Raw genomic sequence first — 19,344 nt, forward strand, 5'->3', positions numbered from 1 at the left:
GTCAGTCCTGACTGTCCAGAATTTCACGCACCTTGGCGACCAGATCACCGCGCGGTACTTCGAACTGGCTGGGGCGTTCTTTCCATTCCTCAAGCGTGGCGCTTTCGGCGATCTTGGCACCAAGGATCAAGTCCTTGATCTGCACGATGCCATTTGCCTTTTCATCGCCACCTTCGATCACTGCAATCGGAGAATTGCGCTTGTCCGCATATTTCAACTGATTGCCAAAGTTCTTAGGATTGCCCAGATAAACCTCGGCCCGGATGCCCGCGTTTCGCAGCTCGGCCACTATCGCCTGATAGTCGGCCATACGGTCGCGGTCCATCACGGTTACAACCACGGGACCAGTCGCCTGCGCGGCAATCCGGCCCTTTTCGCGCAGGGCGGCCAGCAGCCGGTCGACACCGATGGACACGCCCGTCGCAGGCACTTCCTGCCCAGTAAACCGTTTGACCAGATCGTCATAGCGGCCGCCGCCCGAGACCGACCCGAACTGCCGCTTGCGGCCTTTCTCGTCGAAAATCTCAAAGGTCAATTCAGCTTCATAGACAGGGCCGGTATAGTAGCCGAGGCCCCGCACGACCGAGGGGTCTATCTCGATCCGATCCGAGCCATAGCCGCCCGCATCCAACAAGGCGCCGATCTGTTCCAACTCGGCAATACCGTCTGCACCGATTTTGCTGTCGCCAACGGCGGCGCGCAGGTTCGCCAGTGTTTCGGCGGTATCCTCAGCCTTCGAGGTCAGGAAGGCAATCACCGGCTCGGCTTGATCATCGCTCAGACCCACACCGTCGATGAACGCGCCCGAAGAATCCAGTCGGCCCTTGGTCAGCAGTTCACGCACACCGGCCTCACCCACCTTGTCGAACTTGTCGATGGTGCGCAGAACGTTGTCTCGGGCGGTGGCGTCTTCGCCCAGACCCATCGCCTCAAGCACACCGTTCAGAACCTTGCGGTTGTTGACCCGCACCAGATAGTCGCCGCGCGGGATGCCCACGGTCTCCAGTGTGTCCGACAACATTGCGCAAATCTCGGCATCGGCAGCCATCGAGGCCGTGCCCACCGTATCCGCATCGCATTGATAAAACTGACGATACCGCCCCGGCCCGGGCTTTTCGTTTCGCCAGACTGGGCCCATCGCATAGCGGCGATAGGGCGTCGGCAGGTCGTTGCGGTGCTGCGCATAGACGCGGGCCAAAGGCGCGGTCAGGTCATAGCGCAGGGCCATCCAGTCGCCCTTGTCGTTTTCGTCGACTTCCTGCCACGCAAACACACCCTCATTCGGGCGATCAACATCCGGAAGGAACTTGCCCAACGCCTCGACCGTCTCAACCGCGCTGCTTTCCAGAGCGTCAAACCCATAGCGATGATAGACGTCCGCAATCGCCTGCAGCATCTCGGTGCGCTGCGAGACTTCCTGGCCGAAATAGTCGCGGAACCCTTTCGGCGTTACGGCCTTGGGGCGGGGCTGTTTCTTGGGCTTGGCCATGTGGGGCGTCCTTGGGCGTTTAGTGTTCCGCGCGCGGTCTATCCCATGCCCCGCATCGGGGCAAGGCGCGCTTTCGCTGGTCATGACCTGCCCGTGCCGCTATGACCATGTCAAAAGGAGACCCCCATGCAGCATCTGGAAGAACAGATCGCCCACCTGACGCGCACGGTCGAAGATCTGAACGCGGTCGTCACGGCCCAGCAATCCGAGATCGACCGCCTGACTCGCCGCGTTGAGATGCTGTTGCAACGCGAGGCTGAACGGGCACAAGAAGGGTCCGGCGGCGTCGTGTTCGGAGACGAACGCCCGCCGCATTACTGAAGGCTTACAATCCCAAGGTCTTTTTTACGGCTGCATCGACCACTCCGCCCAAAAGCGCGTCTTTGTCAGCAGCACAGCCTTCGGATAGCGCAGCTATGAACGCTTCGCGCAATTGGGCCTTTTCCTCGTCCGTCGTGGCGTGATCTGCGATATCAATCTGGCGGTTGTATAGCGACAGAGCCGTCATTTTTCCGACGACAGCCACCACAAAATCTTCGTCTCCATCCGCCTCCTCAGCAATTGAGGCGCAGGTGTAATGCATCACGGGCAAGGCATCCTGTACCATTTGTTCGGCCGCCTCATCCGCCGCAGTAAGTGCCGGAGTCACCAGAAGCGCTGTCAGAACGGCCAGTTTCGGGGCATCCATCATCGCTCTCATTTCCAGTTATGCCCGATAATCGCGCCAGCCACACCACCGATGGCTGCGCCTTTGCCGTCTCCGACCAGCGCCCCGACACCGGCCCCGATCAGCGCACCTTCGATTGTCTGCTTTTTCTTCTTGTCATCGGCAGCGCCCGCCGAAACCAACGCCAGTGATGCCACCGCAGCCAGTGTAACAGTTTTGAACCCAAAACTTGAAAACGTCATGAATAACCCTCCTTTGGCACGAAACCAATACATGTCAGACTAGCCGGAGGGCCGAAGCCTGGCAACAAAAGGCGGGGTTAGAATTCTTCGACCGACATCACGCCTTCCAGCGATTTAATCGCGCCCTTTATCTGCGGATTGATGGGAAAGGTCTGACCCAAATCCATCTCGACCTCACCCGGCAAGCCGGGGGCCATCAACAGCAATTGAATCGGCCCGCGCGCAGCATTTTTGGCAGCACCCGCTGCATCCTCCAGCACTTTGGCCACGGTGGGCAGGACTTGTTCTTCGTCCACAAAAATGCGCAGACCGGTCGCACCTGCATCGGCCACGACCGTATCTACTGGGCCTACCGACCGACCCAGCAGCTTCAACTGATCAGCTTCCATTGTGGCCTCGGCGGTCAAAACTACTTGTGCGCCAGTTTCCAGATATTCCCGCGACTTCTCAAGCGTTTCTGAGAATAGCGTCACCTCATACGCGCCCGTTGGGTCAGACAATTGCGCAAAGGCGAACCGGTTGCCTTTGGCGGATTTCCTTTCTTGCCGCCCGGCGACCACGCCTGCCATTTTCGCAATAAACGGGCCAGAGCGCGCCTTTTCCGTTACCTCATCCAGCGTCATCACTTGTTTGCGCTTCAATGCGGGCATGTAGTCGTCCAACGGATGCCCCGATAGATAAAACCCGATAGCTTTGAATTCTTCGCTCAGACGTTCGGCTGGCAACCAGTCTGGCGTCGTGGACAGGCGCGGTTCGGGCAGATCATCCCCGGCCTCGCCGAACAGGGACACTTGGTTTGAATTCTTCTGATCATGAATCGCGGCTGAATACTGCACCAATTGCTCAAGGCTTTCGAATACGCGGCGGCGGTTCTTGTCCAACTGATCGAACGCGCCCGCCCGCGCCATCATTTCCAGCGGGCGTTTGCCAACCTTTTTCAGATCAACCCGGCGGGCAAAATCGAACAGGTTCACAAAGGGCTTGTCGCTTGATTCACTCTGCGCGCCTCCGGCGCGACGCCCCTCAACCACGAGGTTCATCGCCTCGACGCCCACGTTTTTCAGCGCGCCCAGCGCATAAACCAGTTCTCCGTTCACCACATCGAACGTCGCCAGCGACCGGTTCACGCAGGGCGGCACATAGGGCAGTTCCAGCCCTTTGCGGACTTCTTCGAAATAGACAGCCAGCTTGTCGGTCAGGTGGATATCGCAGTTCATGACGCCTGCCATGAACTCGACCGGGTGGTTCGCCTTCAGCCAGCCTGTCTGATAGCTGACCACCGCATAGGCCGCCGCGTGGGACTTGTTGAAGCCGTAGTTGGCGAATTTCTCCAGCAGGTCGAAAACCTCGGAGGCTTTCTTGGCGTCCACGCCGTTTTCGCCCGCGCCCTTTTCAAACTTGGGGCGTTCGGCGTCCATCGCCTCTTTGATCTTTTTACCCATCGCGCGGCGCAACAGGTCCGCGCCGCCAAGGCTGTACCCCGCCATAACCTGCGCGATCTGCATCACCTGTTCCTGATAAACGATGATGCCCTGCGTTTCCTCAAGGATGTAGTCAATCAGCGGGTGCACGGATTCAATCTTGCGCTGCCCGTTCTTGACCTCGCAATAGGTCGGGATGTTCTCCATCGGGCCGGGACGGTACAGCGCCACAAGGGCCACGATGTCCTCGATACAGGTCGGCTTCATGCGCTTGAGCGCATCCATCATGCCCGAGCTTTCCACCTGGAACACCGCCACTGTCTTGGCCGCCGAATAGAGCTTGTACGTCGCCTCATCATCCAGCGGGATGGCGTTGATCTGGTTCTCGGCCCCCTCAGCCGGTTCATAAAGTTCGGTGCCATCGGCGGCGATGTGCAAGGGCCGCCCGGACTTGAAGATGATGTCCATCGCGTTCTGGATCACCGTCAGCGTTTTCAGACCCAGAAAATCGAATTTCACCAGCCCGGCCTGTTCGACCCATTTCATGTTGAACTGGGTTGCGGGCATATCCGAGCGCGGATCCTGATAGAGCGGCACCAGCGCGTCTAAGGGCCGGTCCCCGATGACCACCCCCGCCGCGTGGGTGGACGCATTCCGCAGCAAGCCCTCAACCTGCTGGCCATAGGTGAGCAGACGGTCCACCACTTCTTCATTCCGTGCCTCTTCCCGCAGGCGCGGTTCGTCTTTCAGCGCCTTTTCGATGGAGACGGGTTTGACCCCTTCGACCGGGATCATCTTCGACAAGCGATCCACCTGCCCATAAGGCATCTGCAACACGCGCCCGATATCGCGCACGGCAGCCTTGGACAGCAACGCACCAAAGGTGATGATCTGCCCCACCTTGTCGCGCCCGTATTTCTGCTGAACATAGCGGATCACCTCTTCGCGGCGATCCATGCAGAAATCGATATCAAAGTCGGGCATCGAGACCCGCTCGGGGTTCAGAAACCGCTCAAACAGCAAGCTGTAGCGCAGCGGATCAAGGTCGGTAATCGTCAGCGCATACGCCACCAAAGAGCCCGCGCCAGACCCCCGCCCCGGCCCAACCGGAATGTCGTGATCCTTGGCCCACTGGATAAAGTCCGCAACGATCAGGAAATAGCCGGGGAACCCCATCCCTTCGATGATCCCAAGCTCAAAATCCAGACGCTCCTGATATTCCTCGGGCGTGACCGCATGCGGGATCACGGCCAGACGTTTCTGCAACCCTTCATTGGCGATACGGCGCAGCTCGGCCACCTCGTCATCTGCGAATTTGGGCAAGATCGGATCGCGGCGATAGGCCATGAAGGCGCAACGCCGCGCAATTTCGACCGTGTTTTCAATCGCCTCTGGCAGATCAGCGAACAACGTCGTCATCTCTTGCTGGGACTTGAAATAGTGCTGCGCCGTCAGGCGGCGGCGCCCGTCCTGCTGATCGACATACGCACCCTCCGAGATACAGATCAGCGCATCATGCGCCTCATACATATCTGGTGTCGGGAAATAGACATCATTGGTGGCGACCAAAGGCAGGTTCTTGGCATAGGCCATCTCGACATGACCACGCTCGGTCAGGCGTTCTGCCTCGGGCTGTCCACCCTCACCAGGATGGCGTTGCAGTTCAATGTAAAGGCGATCCGGGAACATACTGGCAAGCCGATCCACCAGAGCCTCAGCCGCCGGGCGCTGCCCCTGTTGCAGCAACATACCGACTGGCCCATCTGGGCCGCCGGACAGGCAGATCAAACCATCTGACCGTTCCGCCAATTCCTCCAACGTGACCTGCGGCAACTGCCCGCCCTTATCCACATAAAGGCACGAGCTGAGCTTCATCAGGTTTTCATAACCAACCTCAGACTGCGCCAGCAGCACCAGCGGTGCGGGCGCTTTGGGCTTTTCACCTGGCTGCGCCTGAACATATGTCAGATCAACCTGACACCCCATGATCGGCTGCACACCCGCGCCGCTTGCTGTCACGGAAAACTCCAAAGCCGAGAACATGCTGTTGGTGTCCGTAACAGCGACGGCGGGCATCTCCATCTTTTCACACAGACCTGGCAGCTTTTTCAGCCGCACAGCGCCTTCCAGCAGGGAATATTCGGTGTGAACGCGGAGGTGAATGAATCGAGGGGTACTGCTCATGACCGCTACGCTATCCCAGCCTGCGGCCCGGCAAAAGCGCGAACCGCACCCTTTCAATGCCTAAAAAATCGGCGTCTATTATTCGGCTTTTCCAGAAGGTGCTTCGGGAATGGTAACAGCGTCACCTCAAAAAATGATTTAATAACAAGTGACTAATTGATATTAGAACCACGAGAATTCGCGTCGGACGCGGGTAATGGTACATATCACAGGCAGTTTTTCTTGCCAGATAAGGCACGCTGTTTCTAACATCTGACGGCAAGCTATCCGCCCGCCACTCTTTCTACGTCGCATCGAAGGAGGGCACCCAAGGGCGCAACCGGGTAAGGCGACGGGTTTCACGAATGGATATCACGTTTCTTCTGAACGGAGAGACAGTGGAGCTGTCGGATGTTGATCCGACGGCCACCCTGCTGGACTGGCTGCGCGACGATCGCAGCCTGACCGGCACCAAAGAAGGCTGCAACGAAGGCGATTGCGGGGCCTGCACAGTCATGGTCACGGATGAGGACGGCGCGAAGGCGCTGAACTCCTGTATCTTGTTCCTCCCGCAACTACATGGCAAAGCGGTACGCACTGTCGAAGGCGCCAGCAGCCCAAATGGTGACGCCCACCCGGTGCAACAGGCCATGGTCGACCTGCACGGATCGCAATGCGGCTTTTGTACCCCCGGTTTTGTGATGTCGATGGTCGCAAGCCACGCGAATGGCACAACCGATCACGATACGCAGCTTGCTGGCAACCTTTGCCGCTGCACCGGCTATGCCCCGATCATCCGCGCAGCCGAGGCCGCCGAGCAACACCCCGTCCCGGAATGGATCACCGGCGACCAAACTTTCTCTTGTTCAAAAATACTTCGGGGGGAGGCCGCAGGCCGGGGGGCAGAGCCCCCCTACCTCCCCAACTCCGCCGACGAACTGGCAGAGCTTTATGCGCAATACCCCGATGCGACGTTGGTCGCCGGGGCCACGGATGTGGGCCTTTGGGTTACCAAACAACTGCGCAATCTTGACCCGGTGATTTTCCTTAGCCGCTGCGAAGACCTGAAACAGATCACAATCACCGACGAAGAAATTCGTTTCGGTGCCATGGTCGATATGAACCGGATGGGCGCGGCTCTGAGCGACCTCCACCCCTCTTACGCCGAGATGATCCGTCGTTATGCCAGCGTACAGGTCCGCCACGCCGCGACCGTGGGCGGTAATATCGCCAACGGATCGCCCATCGGGGACAACCCGCCCGCGCTGATTGCCCTTGGCGCAACTTTGCATCTGCGCAAAGGCGACGAGCGACGCTCGATGCCGCTGGAAGACTTCTTCATCGACTACGGCAAACAAGACCGCGCACCCGGAGAATTCGTTGAGTCCGTCAGCTTCCCGCGACAGGCGGACCGCCTGAAGGCATACAAGCTCAGCAAGCGGTTCGATCAGGATATCTCGGCCGTCTGCGGATGTTTCAATATCACCGTTTCAGAGGGCACCGTAACCCAAGCGCGGATCGCGTTTGGCGGAATGGCGGGCACGCCGAAACGGGCAACCCATGTCGAGGCCGCATTGATCGGTAAACAATGGACCGCTGCGACCATTCAGGCCGCGCTGCCTGCCTTTGCCGACGACTACCAACCACTCACGGACATGCGCGCCTCGGCCACTTATCGTCTGGAAACCGCCAAAGCCATGTTAGAGCGCTATTTCCTCGAAGATCAGGGCGAAGTGACCAACGTGTTGGAGGTGTCGGCATGAGCGTGACCAAACCCCTCCCCCACGACGCGGCCCCACTGCATGTTTCTGGCTCTGCGCGGTACGTGGACGACATCCCCACACCCAAGGGCAGCCTACATCTGGCCTTTGGCCTCAGCCCGATCGCCAAGGGCAAGATATCAGGCATGGACCTGTCGGCTGTAGAAGCGGCTGATGGGGTTGTCATGGTCATGACGGCTGATGACCTGCCTTTTGCCAACGATGTCTCACCTTCAATCCATGATGAACCGCTGCTGTCGGACGGAACCGTTCACTATGTCGGTCAGCCGGTATTTCTGGTCGTCGCCACCAGCCATCTGGCCGCGCGAAAGGCCGCGCGTCTGGGCAAGATCGACTTTGCCGAGGAAACTCCGATCCTGACAATCGAAGATGCACTGGCCGCCGACAGCCGGTTCGAGGACGGTCCGCGCATTTACGCCAAGGGCGACGCGGATGCGGCCATTGCGGGCGCGGCTCATGTGATCGAAGGGTCGTTTGAACTCGGCGGGCAGGAGCATTTCTATCTGGAAGGCCAGGCTGCGCTTGCCGTGCCGAACGAGGGCGCGGACATGCTGGTGCACAGCTCGACCCAGCACCCGACCGAGATTCAGCACAAGGTAGCCGACGCTCTGGGCGTTCCGATGCACGCTGTTCGCGTGGAAACCCGCCGGATGGGCGGCGGTTTTGGCGGCAAGGAAAGTCAGGGCAACGCTCTGGCCGTCGCCTGCGCCGTGGCCGCGCGCGCGACGGGTAAGGCCTGCAAGATGCGCTATGACCGCGATGATGACATGATCATCACCGGCAAGCGCCATGCGTTCCGCATCTCCTACAAAGCCGGGTTCGATGAGAACGGTCATATTCAGGGTGTTTCGTTCCTGCACCACGCAATCTGCGGCTGGGCGCAGGACTTGTCCCTGCCCGTGGCGGACCGCGCGATGCTGCATTCCGACAACGCCTATCTGCTGCCCAACGCGCGGATTGAAAGCCACCGGCTGAAAACCAACACCCAATCCGCCACCGCCTATCGCGGGTTCGGAGGGCCGCAGGGTATGGTCGGGATCGAGCGGGTGATGGATCACGCCGCGCACGCGCTTGGATTGGACCCGGTCGAACTGCGACGCCGGAACTACTACGAACCCGCGCACAAGGTGGCCGAAGATGAACCAGCCGACAAACCACTCGGCCATCCCGACCCGCATGAAGACCTGACCAGCCGCGGCGCTGTTGAGATGGGCGACGCGCCTGTGCGCCCTCTTCCCGCTGGCGGCAATACCACGCCTTACGGCATGGAAGTCAGCGATTTTGAGCTGCACGGCATGACCGAAGCGTTGCTGAAATCCAGTGACTATGCCGCGCGCAAGGCAGCGATAGAAAAATGGAATGCCGAGAACAGCGTGATCAAGAAGGGTATCGCCTTTTCTCCGGTGAAGTTCGGGATTTCCTTCACGCTGACTCACCTCAATCAGGCGGGCGCGCTGGTGCATGTGTACCAGGACGGCTCGGTCCATCTGAACCATGGCGGTACCGAGATGGGACAGGGCCTGTTCCAGAAGGTCGCGCAAGTGGCTGCGTCACGGTTCGGAATTCCGCTGGACATGGTCAAGATCACTGCAACCGACACAGCCAAGGTGCCGAATACATCGGCAACTGCGGCATCCTCGGGCAGTGATCTGAACGGTATGGCCGTCAAAGCCGCCTGCGACACGATCCGTGACCGGATTGCTGACTATCTGGCCGAGAGGCATCAGGCCGATCCGTCGACAATCACCTTCACGGATGGCCACGTTTCGGTTGGCGAAGAACGCTATACCTTTGCCGAGGCTGCGGCGCTGGCCTATCAGGGCCGGATCAGCCTATCCGCCACGGGGTTCTACAAAACTCCCAAGATCGAATGGGACAGGATCGCAGGCCGTGGGCGCCCGTTTTTCTACTTCGCATATGGGGCCTCGATCACCGAGGTCGCGGTGGACACGCTGACCGGTGAGAACCGCATCCTGCGAACCGATATCCTGCATGATGCAGGCGCTTCGCTGAACCCAGCGTTGGACATCGGGCAGGTCGAAGGCGGCTATGTGCAAGGCGCAGGGTGGCTGACAACAGAGGAGCTGGTCTGGGACGGCAAGGGCAATCTACGTACGCACGCCCCCTCGACCTACAAGATCCCGGCCTGTTCGGACCGGCCCGACATTTTCAACGTAGCGCTTTGGGATAGCGAGAACCGCGAGGATACGATTTACCGCTCGAAAGCGGTGGGTGAGCCACCCTTCATGCTGGGTATCTCGGCATGGCTAGCGCTGTCGAACGCAGTGGCCGCGTGCGGAGACAGCTATCCCGCGCTGGATGCCCCCGCCACGGCTGAACAAGTCTGGCATGGCATTCAACGGATGAAGGGAGACATCTGATGGGATTTGACCTTGAGGCTTTGAGGGAGGCGGTCAACACCCACGGGAAAGTCACCCGGGTCGTCATCGCTGCGATCAAGGGGTCATCCCCGCGCGAAGTCGGTGCCGCCATGCTGGTCTGGCAGGGCGGGCAATCCGGCACGATCGGCGGCGGCACGCTGGAATATCAGGCGGCAGAAGCAGCGCGGTCTCAAACTGTGCCATCGCGTCTGACGCAACACGCGCTTGGTCCCGACCTCGGGCAATGCTGCGGTGGCGCTGTGTCTTTGCTGACCGAGGTCTATGACCTTGATGCCTTAGACGCGCTGGACGACACGATCATCGCACGTTCAGTGTCCAGCACCGAAATGCCCTTGTCAGTCAAACGTCTGATGGCTCAGGCGCGCGGACAAGGAACAGTCCCGCAGCCCCAGCTACTGGACGGATGGATGATAGAGCCTGTCCACAAACCGACCCGAAATCTTTGGATCTGGGGCGCGGGCCATGTCGGGCGCGCATTGGTCGATGTTCTGTCACCGCTGCCCGAACTGGCAATCACATGGGTCGATACCGGCCCGGAACGGTTTCCCGGCGATATCCCGGCATCTGTTACGGCTGTACCCGCCGCAAAGCCCGCCGAACTTGTCCGTCATGCCCCGTGTGATGCCGAGCATTTGGTACTGACCTATTCCCACAATCTAGACCTGGAGCTTTGCAACCGTTTGCTGACGCACGGTTTCGGCTTTGCCGGGCTGATCGGCTCGGCTACGAAGTGGGCGCGATTCCGGTCGCGGCTGGCCGCCCTTGGGCACTCGCCCGAACGGATCAACCGGATCACCTGCCCCATCGGTGACCCCGGTCTGGGCAAACACCCACAGATGATCGCCGTTGGTGTTGCAGCACAATTGCTGCGCCCCGCCCGGCAGAACGAGTTGAAGAAGGACCTGAGCGCGTGACCACTCCACTCCTAAGCTTACAAGGGCTGACAAAAGCCTATCCCGGCGTCGTGGCCAATGATCAGGTGTCCTTTGACATCGGCGAAGGCGAAGTTCACGCCCTGCTGGGCGAGAATGGTGCGGGCAAATCCACGCTGGTGAAAATGATCTATGGGCTGGTGAAGCCCGACAGCGGCACCATGTTGTTGCGCGGCCAGCCCTTTGCCCCACCCGAACCGCGTGCGGCGCGGGCCGACGGGATCGCGATGGTGTTCCAGCATTTCTCGTTGTTTGACGCGTTGAACGTGGCCGAAAACATCGCGCTGGGGATGGAGAACCCGCCGCCAATGGGCGATCTGGCCTCGCGTATCCGCGAAGTGTCCGAAACGTACGGCCTCCCTCTGGACCCGTTTCGCACCGTCGGCGATTTGTCGGCAGGCGAACGTCAGCGGGTCGAGATCATCCGCTGTCTGTTACAAGACCCCAAGCTGCTGATCATGGACGAACCCACGTCGGTTCTGACCCCGCAAGAGGTCGAGATCTTGTTTGAGACCCTGAACAAACTGCGGTCCGAGGGCACCTCGATCCTGTATATTTCGCACAAGCTGGAAGAGATCCGCACGCTCTGCGATCACGCCACGATTCTGCGGCTGGGCAAGAACGTCGGCGAATGTGTTCCCGCTGAAACCTCGGCCCGCGACATGGCTGAAATGATGGTGGGCTCGACCCTTCAGACCCCTGAACGCGGTGGCCGAGAATTTGGCGACGTCGCATTGGATGTCAGCGGATTGTCGGTGCCCTCACCTTCCGAGTTTGGCACGGCGCTGCGCAATGTACACATGACCGTCCGCAAGGGTGAGGTTCTGGGCATTGGTGGTGTCGCCGGGAACGGTCAGGACGAACTGCTGGGCGTTTTGTCCGGTGAAATCCAGACAACGGCTGATGCGATCAAGTTCAACGGTCAACCGATTGGCAAGCTTGGCCCCACCGCGCGACGCAAGCTGGGCGTGCTGACCGCGCCCGAAGAACGTCTGGGCCACGCGGCCGCACCGGACATGAGTCTGACGGAAAACGCCCTGCTGACGGGTTCTGTCCGCGAAGGACTGGAAAGCAATGGGTTCCTGAAATGGGCCGATACCAAGAACTTTGCGGAAAAAATCATCGAGGCGTTCGACGTACGCACGCCGGGGCCAGAGAACGCTGCGCGCTCATTATCGGGCGGGAACCTGCAGAAATTCGTGATCGGTCGCGAAGTTCTGCAAAACCCCGACGTTCTGGTCGTGAACCAACCCACTTGGGGTGTGGACGCTGCGGCGGCGGCCTCGATCCGGCAGGCCATTCTGGACCTGGCGGCCAAGGGCACAGCGGTCATCTGTATCAGTCAGGATCTGGATGAACTGATGGAAATCTCAGACAGTTTCGCGGCCTTGAACGAAGGACGACTAAGCGCGCCCCGCCCGACCACCGGGCTGACGGTAGACGAAATCGGCCTGATGATGGGTGGCGCACACGGCATGGAGGTAGCCCATGTCTAAAGCATTACAGAAAAAGATGAAAACGGGGGTGTGAGTAGATGATTGTGTTGGAGAAACGGCCTCAGCCGTCCAAGGCGTGGTCTTATGCCACCCCTCTGGTCGCGGTAGTGGCGACCATGCTTTTCGGCGGCATCTTGTTCGCCATTTTGGGCAAGAACCCGGTCGAAGCCATCGGTACCATTTTCTGGGAACCCCTGTTTGGTGAGTTCGCATTTTATTACCGCCCGCAACTTCTGGTAAAGGGTGCGCCTTTGGTGTTGATCGCCATTGGCCTGTCGCTGGGCTTTCGGGCCGGTATCTGGAATATCGGCGCCGAGGGGCAGTATATCATGGGCGCCATCTTTGGCGCAGGTGCAGGTCTGGCCTTCTATCCGCTAGACGCGTTCTACATCTTTCCGATCATGGTGATTGCGGGTGCTTTCGGCGGCTGGCTCTGGGCGATGATCCCTGCCTTTCTGAAGGTCCGCTTTGGCACCAACGAAATCCTTGTTTCGCTCATGCTGGTCTATGTGGCCGAACAGATGCTGGCCTCGGTTTCGCTGGGTCTGCTGAAAAACCCCGAGGGGTTTGGCTTTCCCGGATCGCGTAACCTGCAAGCCTATGACAGTGCGCATAACGCGGAACTGATTGCCGGGTCCGGGATGCACTGGGGCGTGGTGACAGCGCTGATCGCCGTGATCTTTGCCTATGTCCTGCTCAACCGTCACATGCTGGGCTTTCACATCCGCCTGACGGGTGAGGCACCGCGCGCTGCGAAATTCGCAGGCGTGAACCCGGCCCGCCTGATCCTGTTCTGCTTGGGCGTTTCCGGAGCACTGGCAGGACTGGCCGGAATGTTCGAGGTCTCGGGACCTTCGGGTGTGGTCAGCATCGACTTCAACGTCGGCTATGGCTTCACCGCGATCATCGTGGCCTTTCTTGGCCGTCTACACCCGGTGGGTATCCTGCTGGCCGGTGGCCTGATGGCGCTGACCTATATCGGCGGTGAAATCGCGCAATCCCAGCTTGGCCTGCCAGCCGCCGCCATTCAGGTGTTCCAGGGGATGCTCTTGTTCTTTCTGCTGGCCTTCGATCTTCTTACAAACTACCGCATCCGTGCGGCCCGTAGCGAGGTAGCGTAATGGACCTTGGTGAAATCAACCCCGTCCTCTTGGTCGCCTCTTTGATGGTGGCCGCAACCCCCCTGCTTTTGGCCGCGATCGGAGAGTTGGTCGTCGAAAAGGCAGGTGTTCTGAACCTCGGTGTTGAGGGCATGATGATCGTCGGCGCAATCAGCGGCTTTGCAATCTCGGTCGAGACCGGATCACCCTGGTTGGGCTTCATCGCTGCGGCGATCGGCGGCGCGGTACTGTCCCTGCTGTTTGTGCTGCTGACGCAGGTTGCGTTGGCCAACCAGGTTGCCAGCGGCCTTGCGCTCACCTTGTTTGGATTGGGTTTCAGTGCCCTTCTGGGACAAAGCTATGTGGGGATCAAACCGCCCAGCATGGGGGATATTCACATCCCGCTGATCAGCGATATCCCGGTTATCGGCCCGATCCTGTTCCAGCACGACCCGATCCTTTACGTCGGAATTGCTCTGACTGCGGCGGTTTGGGCCACGCTGAAATACACCCGCGTCGGCCTGATCCTGCGCGCGGTCGGTGAAAACCACGACGCGGCCCACGCGCTTGGCTACAAGGTCATCAAAATCCGCATCATGGCGATCCTGTTCGGCGGCGCCTGCGCGGGTCTGGGCGGCGCATACATCAGCCTTATTCGCGTGCCGCAATGGACCGAGGGCATGACGGCCGGAGTCGGCTGGATCGCCCTTGCGCTGGTGGTGTTCGCCAGTTGGAAACCGTGGCGCGCATTGCTGGGTGCCTATTTGTTCGGCGGCATCACCGTGTTGCAGCTTAATTTGCAGGCAGCAGGCGTTGCCATTCCTGTCGAGTATCTGGCAATGTCGCCCTATATCATCACGATCCTTGTGCTTGTGATCCTTTCGGCCGACAAGAGCAGCGCACCTGCCTCACTGGGCCGGACCTTCCATGCCTCGCACTAGAGGCCAACTGAACCAATTTGGGGAGTAACTACATGAAATTCACTTCACTTCTGACAAGCGCGGCAATGGCGCTGGGTCTGGCGACAGGCGCCATGGCCGAAGACAAAACCAAGGTCGGCTTTGTCTATGTCGGCCCCGTAGGCGACGGCGGCTGGACGTATGAGCACAACAAGGGCCGTCTGGCCGTTGAAGAGGAATTCGGCGACAAGGTTGAAACCGTCTTCGTTGAATCCGTCCCCGAAGGTCCGGATGCAGAACGCGTGATGACACAGATGGCGCTCGAAGGCGCCGACCTGATTTTTACCACTTCGTTCGGCTACATGGACCCGACGATCAACGTCGCCAAGAAATTCCCCGACGTGAAGTTCGAGCACGCGACCGGCTATAAAACCGCGCCGAACGTCTCTGTCTACTCGGCCCGCTTCTACGAAGGCCGCGCCGTTCAAGGTCACATCGCGGGCAAAATGACCAAGTCGAACATCATCGGCTATATCGGCTCGTATCCGATCCCCGAAGTGATCCGCGGCATCAACTCGGCCTATCTGCACGCCAAGGCCGTGAACCCGGATGTCGAGTTCAAGATTGTCTGGGCCTACACCTGGTTCGACCCGGCAAAAGAAGCTGACGCCGCTACCGTTCTGATCGAACAGGGCGCGGACGTGATCCTGCAGCACACCGACTCGACCGCGCCGCAAGCCGCCGCGCAAGAGGCGGGCAATGTTGTGACCTTTGGTCAGGCTTCTGACATGAGCGAATACGCCCCCTTCCCGCGCGTATCGTCGATCATTGATGACTGGGCCCCCTATTATATCGCCCGGACCAAGGCCGTGATGGACGGAACCTGGGAAAGTGCGAACACCTGGGATGGTATCCGCGAAGGCATGGTCGCAATCGGTGAGATCTCCGACGCGGTGCCTGCTGACGTAAAAGAAGAAGCGCTGGCGTTGAAAGCGGCAATGGCCGCAGGTGAATACCACCCCTTCACTGGCCCGATCAAAAAGCAGGACGGCAGCGACTGGCTGGCGGACGGCGAAACCGCCGATGATGGCACGCTGGCTGGCATGAACTTCTACGTCGAAGGGCTGGAAGGCGAGATTCCGCAGTAAGCCACGCGTAAAAATAGCGTGAGACAAAGCCCGCCTCATTTGGCGGGCTTTTTTCTTGTCATGCATTCATGGCGCAAACCACGTAAGATAGCCCAAGGCACGGCTTGCGAGGGACCGCCGATGGAAGATTTTCTAGACGGCAAACGACGTGCCGCCATTCTGGCCATGGATGTGTTGGGCTACGCCCATCTGACAGAAACCGATGAGGTCGGAACCCTCCGCGCTGTACGCGAACTGCGGAACGCTATCATTTCGCCCGCGTTGGATCAAAATCAGGGGCGATTGGTCAAAACGATGGGCGACGGCTTTCTGGCCGAATTCCCGGAGCCCGAAGCGGCGCTAACCGCTGCGATGCGCATTCAGGCCGAGACCGCAGCCCAGGCCCGGCAGCAGCCACCGGACGCGCGCATCCTGCTGCGCATTGGGGCACATCTTGGGGATGTTTTCGTTGACGATCAGGACATTCTAGGCGACGGCGTCAATATTGCCGCCCGGTTGGAAGGACTTTGCCACGCCGGTGGGCTGGCCGCCTCGCAGGCATTTGTTGATGCTCTGCCGCAGGGTAAGACAAAAGACCTGACACATGATGGTCAACATCAACTCAAGAACATCTCGCGCCCTCTGACAGTGTTTCGCTGGCAGGCCGAAGGGATATCGCCCGTGCCGTCCCAACCTGCTATCCGAACCGGGCCTCCGACCCTTGGGGTAATGCCTTTCCAAAATCACTCCCCCGATCCCGAACATGCCTTTTTTGCCGAAGGGCTGGCCGAAGACATCATCTCGGGGCTGCAACAGATGGGTCGGGTGCCGGTTGTCTCGGGCGCGTCTAGCCTGTCCCTGAACCCTGAACTGAGCGTCGAAGACGCCGCGCGGGTCCTGGGGGCGCAGTACCTTGTGACCGGAACATTGCGCCGGTCGGGTCCACGGGTGCGGGTGACGGTGGAATATATCGAGGGATCGACCGGACTTGCCCTCTGGTCCGAGAAATACGATCGGCCATTCGAAGATGTGTTTGAGATTCAGGACGACATCACCCTGCGTGTCGTCACCGCATTGGACACCGAACTGGTCGAGGGCGAGATCGACCGCATTCGCCGCAAACGCCCTGACCATCTAGGGGCATGGGAAAGGTACCTGCGGGGGATGTCGGGACTTAGAAAGCCTGGGCTGGAAGATTTGCAGGCTGCACAGGTTGAGTTTCAGGCCGCCGTGGCGCTGGATGAAGACTATGGTGATGCCTGGGCTGGGTTGGGATGGGCCTATCTCAAGGAATATGGGTTTGGTGCGTCCGAGCGTTCAAAGGATGTATTGGCCAAGGGTGTGGCCGCTGCAAAAAAGGGGTTAGAGCTGGCCAATAAATCTCCGTTTGCGCATTATGTGATGTCGACAGCCTATGTCTGGCGGGGAGAGAAAGCGTTAAGCCTGAAGGAATTGGAATACGCGATCCGACTGAACCCCTTTTTCACACGCGCCAAACTGGCCTATTTCAACCGGTCCGAACTTGCCGATCCCAGTATCGGCCCACAGGCAGTCGAGGAAATACGTAAGGCTCTGGCCTTGTCTCCGCGTGAACCGGACCGCGGGTTCTATTTCTGGGCAATCGCCCGGATGTATCTGGTTACGGGCGAAAATATCGAAGCGTTGGACTGGGCAGATCGCGCCGTCAATGTGCGCCCCAACGATCCCAACATGCTGTATCGCCGCGCCATCTGCCTTGCCGCTTTGGACCGCGTGGATGAAGCGCAAGAGGCTCTGACCGCCTGCGAAGACCTGTCCGAGGGCTATGTCGACCGGATGCGGGACTGGCGGCCCTACGACGACGACCGCAACGACAAGGTTTTTGCCGGTCTGCACCGCAATGGTCTGGCCGGATAACGTATACCCGGCCAGACTAACTTGTAATCAGTGCCCGGTCAGCACCAGCGTATTCACCGGCATCAGGATCAAGCGCAGGCGCAGGCCCGCTGCGTGGACTACTCCGATCGTGTCGATCACATGCAGGGCGGCTGATTGCCAAAAGCCCAACTCTTCGTGCTCTAGCCGTTCGTGATTGTCGGTATAGACATTCGCCAGACAATTGCTGCCAGGCGGGATGTCATCGGCCGTGCCTTCATAGAGCGGCTCCATGTAGACCAAAACAGATCCTGGGACGGTATTGGTCTGAACATCTCGCAATTCGTCGGTAGGTCGAATTTGACCCGAAGGGATCACGTCTTGCACTTGAACCACCACCATGGGGATCACGGTGAAAGGTTCGGTCATGCAACCCAGTTCTCCTATCATGCCGGGCTTGATGACCTGCGCCGACATCTGGTTGAACGCCGCCTGAAACCGGTTATGGCCCGAGTGCGAGGGAACAAGGATACCCGCTGGCCGCAATAGCGGACTGACATAGTCGCCGACCTGCAAGCCAAACTGTTCCACCCGGCCAGTGACGCCCGCGTTGATCACGGTCTTTTCCAGCTCCGTCATTGCGGCGTCCAGTTGCGCGGTGGCACTGGCCATTTGCGCCGGGATCAGCTCTTCGATCTGCTGCCCCACAGCCGCACGCCGCGCTTGGGCAGCAACCAGTTGTGCCTCACGCTCGGCCACAAGGTTTTCCAGCCGGTCAATCTCGGCCAGCCGCACCGCACTGGACCCTTCGTCCCGCAAGGTAGTGTTGCGCTCGAGGTCCTCCAGCGACTGATCCAACGCAGCCTTGGCACCAGCGATTCCCGCCTCAGCTTCGGCCAGATCAGTTTCGGCCACTTTCAAGGACGCCTGCACCTGCGCAATTTCTGCCCGGGCGGCCTCGACCATGGCGGTTTGGGTAAAGTCCTCGATCCGAAAGATCGGCTGTCCAGCGACAACCTGCTGGTTATTTGTCACGTAAACCTCGGATACGCGCCCGCCCAACTGCGGCAGGATCGTCACCGTCCGGAAATACGACGCCGCTGTATTGCTGGCCGGGTGAAAGTAGAACAGCGTGGTGATCACGGTCAGCGCCAGAATGGCACAGGTGGTCAGGCCCCAACGCAGCTCATACCACATGGTGAACAGCGTGATTTCATGACCGATCCGCTTGCCCTGCACATAGCGGCGGAACAAATAGTCGGGCAGCACCGTAATCAGCGCGCACATCAACGTCTCAAGCATGACTTACGGCTCCTGCTGCACGGGCGGCTCGGAAGGTTGGGCCTCGGGCTTGCCCAAAGATCGGATCGCATCGGCAATCGCCCTAAGCGGTGCTGCAACGTCAGGGAACTGGAACCCGGCCACCAGAATGGCGGCAACCCAGAACAGTCCGTTATGAGTGAACAGCGCCAGCAGCGCCAGAATACCCACTAGCTGAAACTGAGGGTGGTTGGATTCATGCGCAATTTTTTCCGGGATCGAGTGGAGTGTGAAATAGCCCACACCAATCAGGATGATGACCCCAACCGTGAAAAAAAACATAAACGTCAAAAGAAAATCACTGCCATCCGCCTGTGTCACATAGGACGGAATATGCCCCGTGGCCATTGGGTGTAGGTCTGCGGTACTCACCCTGCCCTCCTCTAATTGGTTGATCCTTGTTTGGATGGGTTGATGCGCAAATTCAACCCTGCTTAAAGTTCGCTGACGC

Annotated in this window: 15 protein-coding genes; 9 read left to right on the forward strand and 6 right to left on the reverse strand. The window is 59.4% G+C overall.

The genetic code is table 11. The annotated features are described in order from the left end of the window. Position 1 precedes the first annotated feature (1 nt). Positions 2-1,489, reverse strand: coding sequence for a histidine--tRNA ligase (gene hisS, locus RUESEDTHA_RS03550; protein ID WP_180884410.1), 1,488 nt, complete (start codon positions 1,487-1,489; stop codon positions 2-4). Between the two features lie 126 nt (positions 1,490-1,615). Between hisS and RUESEDTHA_RS03555 the strand changes: the two genes are divergently transcribed. Next, positions 1,616-1,810, forward strand: coding sequence for a SlyX family protein (locus RUESEDTHA_RS03555; RefSeq protein WP_171120162.1), 195 nt, complete (start codon positions 1,616-1,618; stop codon positions 1,808-1,810). Positions 1,811-1,814: 4 nt separating this feature from the next. On the opposite strand, the gene RUESEDTHA_RS03560 is transcribed toward RUESEDTHA_RS03555, so the two are convergent. The 3 genes from RUESEDTHA_RS03560 to dnaE all read right to left on the reverse strand — a co-directional run bounded on the left by RUESEDTHA_RS03560 (position 1,815) and on the right by dnaE (position 6,003). Beyond that, complete coding sequence (locus RUESEDTHA_RS03560) at positions 1,815-2,177, reverse strand: hypothetical protein (RefSeq protein WP_255431606.1); 363 nt, start codon at positions 2,175-2,177, stop codon at positions 1,815-1,817. An 8-nt stretch (positions 2,178-2,185) separates the two neighbouring features. Next, on the reverse strand, positions 2,186-2,398 hold the full coding sequence (locus RUESEDTHA_RS03565; protein WP_180884414.1) for a YMGG-like glycine zipper-containing protein: 213 nt from the start codon (positions 2,396-2,398) through the stop codon (positions 2,186-2,188). Positions 2,399-2,475: 77 nt separating this feature from the next. Then, the gene (gene dnaE, locus RUESEDTHA_RS03570; RefSeq protein WP_180884416.1) at positions 2,476-6,003 is read right to left on the reverse strand and encodes a DNA polymerase III subunit alpha; all 3,528 of its coding nucleotides are present in this window, start codon (positions 6,001-6,003) and stop codon (positions 2,476-2,478) included. A gap of 344 nt (positions 6,004-6,347) precedes the next feature. Here dnaE and xdhA point away from each other — a divergent pair, with 344 nt between their 5' ends. From xdhA to RUESEDTHA_RS03610, 8 genes are all read left to right on the forward strand, one after another. After that, positions 6,348-7,745 carry a xanthine dehydrogenase small subunit gene (gene xdhA / locus RUESEDTHA_RS03575; RefSeq protein WP_180884418.1) on the forward strand — a complete coding sequence of 466 codons (1,398 nt, stop codon included), beginning with the start codon at positions 6,348-6,350 and terminating at the stop codon, positions 7,743-7,745. After that, positions 7,742-10,144, forward strand: a complete 2,403-nt coding sequence (gene xdhB, locus RUESEDTHA_RS03580; RefSeq protein ID WP_180884420.1) for a xanthine dehydrogenase molybdopterin binding subunit — start codon at positions 7,742-7,744, stop codon at positions 10,142-10,144. The genes xdhA and xdhB overlap by 4 nt, the downstream gene beginning before the upstream one ends. Further along, a complete protein-coding gene (gene xdhC / locus RUESEDTHA_RS03585) occupies positions 10,144-11,079 on the forward strand; it encodes a xanthine dehydrogenase accessory protein XdhC (protein WP_180884422.1) in 936 nt (311 codons plus the stop codon). Before xdhB ends, xdhC begins: the two co-directional genes overlap by 1 nt. After that, on the forward strand, positions 11,076-12,593 hold the full coding sequence (locus RUESEDTHA_RS03590) for an ABC transporter ATP-binding protein (protein WP_171120149.1): 1,518 nt from the start codon (positions 11,076-11,078) through the stop codon (positions 12,591-12,593). Before xdhC ends, RUESEDTHA_RS03590 begins: the two co-directional genes overlap by 4 nt. 38 nt (positions 12,594-12,631) lie before the next feature. Next, complete coding sequence (locus RUESEDTHA_RS03595; RefSeq protein ID WP_171120147.1) at positions 12,632-13,714, forward strand: ABC transporter permease; 1,083 nt, start codon at positions 12,632-12,634, stop codon at positions 13,712-13,714. Continuing rightward, the gene (locus tag RUESEDTHA_RS03600) at positions 13,714-14,634 is read left to right on the forward strand and encodes an ABC transporter permease (protein ID WP_170384942.1); all 921 of its coding nucleotides are present in this window, start codon (positions 13,714-13,716) and stop codon (positions 14,632-14,634) included. The genes RUESEDTHA_RS03595 and RUESEDTHA_RS03600 overlap by 1 nt, the downstream gene beginning before the upstream one ends. Before the next feature lie 32 nt (positions 14,635-14,666). Further along, entirely contained in the window at positions 14,667-15,740 is a 1,074-nt protein-coding gene (locus RUESEDTHA_RS03605; RefSeq protein ID WP_171120145.1) for a BMP family ABC transporter substrate-binding protein, read from the forward strand. A 120-nt stretch (positions 15,741-15,860) separates the two neighbouring features. Beyond that, on the forward strand, positions 15,861-17,615 hold the full coding sequence (locus RUESEDTHA_RS03610) for an adenylate/guanylate cyclase domain-containing protein (RefSeq protein WP_180884424.1): 1,755 nt from the start codon (positions 15,861-15,863) through the stop codon (positions 17,613-17,615). A 27-nt stretch (positions 17,616-17,642) separates the two neighbouring features. Here the strand turns inward: RUESEDTHA_RS03610 and RUESEDTHA_RS03615 are convergent, their stop codons facing one another. Together RUESEDTHA_RS03615 and RUESEDTHA_RS03620 are read right to left on the reverse strand one after the other, a co-directional pair. After that, positions 17,643-18,875, reverse strand: a complete 1,233-nt coding sequence (locus RUESEDTHA_RS03615; RefSeq protein ID WP_180884426.1) for an HlyD family secretion protein — start codon at positions 18,873-18,875, stop codon at positions 17,643-17,645. Between the two features lie 3 nt (positions 18,876-18,878). Further along, on the reverse strand, positions 18,879-19,241 hold the full coding sequence (locus tag RUESEDTHA_RS03620; protein WP_171127034.1) for a hypothetical protein: 363 nt from the start codon (positions 19,239-19,241) through the stop codon (positions 18,879-18,881). Between the last annotated feature and the right edge of the window lie 103 nt (positions 19,242-19,344).

The sequence above is a fragment of the Ruegeria sp. THAF57 genome (genome assembly GCF_903914075.1).
GTDB lineage: Bacteria > Pseudomonadota > Alphaproteobacteria > Rhodobacterales > Rhodobacteraceae > Ruegeria.

Excerpts from the sequence above, each read along its gene's own strand:
- xdhB (WP_180884420.1), top strand. The coding sequence starts at position 7,742 with ATGAGCGTGACCAAACCCCTCCCCCACGACGCGGCCCCACTGCATGTT.
- RUESEDTHA_RS03595 (WP_171120147.1), top strand. The coding sequence starts at position 12,632 with ATGATTGTGTTGGAGAAACGGCCTCAGCCGTCCAAGGCGTGGTCTTAT.
- RUESEDTHA_RS03605 (WP_171120145.1), top strand. The coding sequence starts at position 14,667 with ATGAAATTCACTTCACTTCTGACAAGCGCGGCAATGGCGCTGGGTCTG.
- xdhA (WP_180884418.1), top strand. The coding sequence starts at position 6,348 with ATGGATATCACGTTTCTTCTGAACGGAGAGACAGTGGAGCTGTCGGAT.
- RUESEDTHA_RS03560 (WP_255431606.1), bottom strand. The coding sequence starts at position 2,177 with ATGGATGCCCCGAAACTGGCCGTTCTGACAGCGCTTCTGGTGACTCCG.
- RUESEDTHA_RS03555 (WP_171120162.1), top strand. The coding sequence starts at position 1,616 with ATGCAGCATCTGGAAGAACAGATCGCCCACCTGACGCGCACGGTCGAA.
- hisS (WP_180884410.1), bottom strand. The coding sequence starts at position 1,489 with ATGGCCAAGCCCAAGAAACAGCCCCGCCCCAAGGCCGTAACGCCGAAA.
- RUESEDTHA_RS03610 (WP_180884424.1), top strand. The coding sequence starts at position 15,861 with ATGGAAGATTTTCTAGACGGCAAACGACGTGCCGCCATTCTGGCCATG.
- RUESEDTHA_RS03565 (WP_180884414.1), bottom strand. The coding sequence starts at position 2,398 with ATGACGTTTTCAAGTTTTGGGTTCAAAACTGTTACACTGGCTGCGGTG.
- xdhC (WP_180884422.1), top strand. The coding sequence starts at position 10,144 with ATGGGATTTGACCTTGAGGCTTTGAGGGAGGCGGTCAACACCCACGGG.
- RUESEDTHA_RS03620 (WP_171127034.1), bottom strand. The coding sequence starts at position 19,241 with ATGGCCACGGGGCATATTCCGTCCTATGTGACACAGGCGGATGGCAGT.
- RUESEDTHA_RS03615 (WP_180884426.1), bottom strand. The coding sequence starts at position 18,875 with ATGCTTGAGACGTTGATGTGCGCGCTGATTACGGTGCTGCCCGACTAT.
- RUESEDTHA_RS03600 (WP_170384942.1), top strand. The coding sequence starts at position 13,714 with ATGGACCTTGGTGAAATCAACCCCGTCCTCTTGGTCGCCTCTTTGATG.
- dnaE (WP_180884416.1), bottom strand. The coding sequence starts at position 6,003 with ATGAGCAGTACCCCTCGATTCATTCACCTCCGCGTTCACACCGAATAT.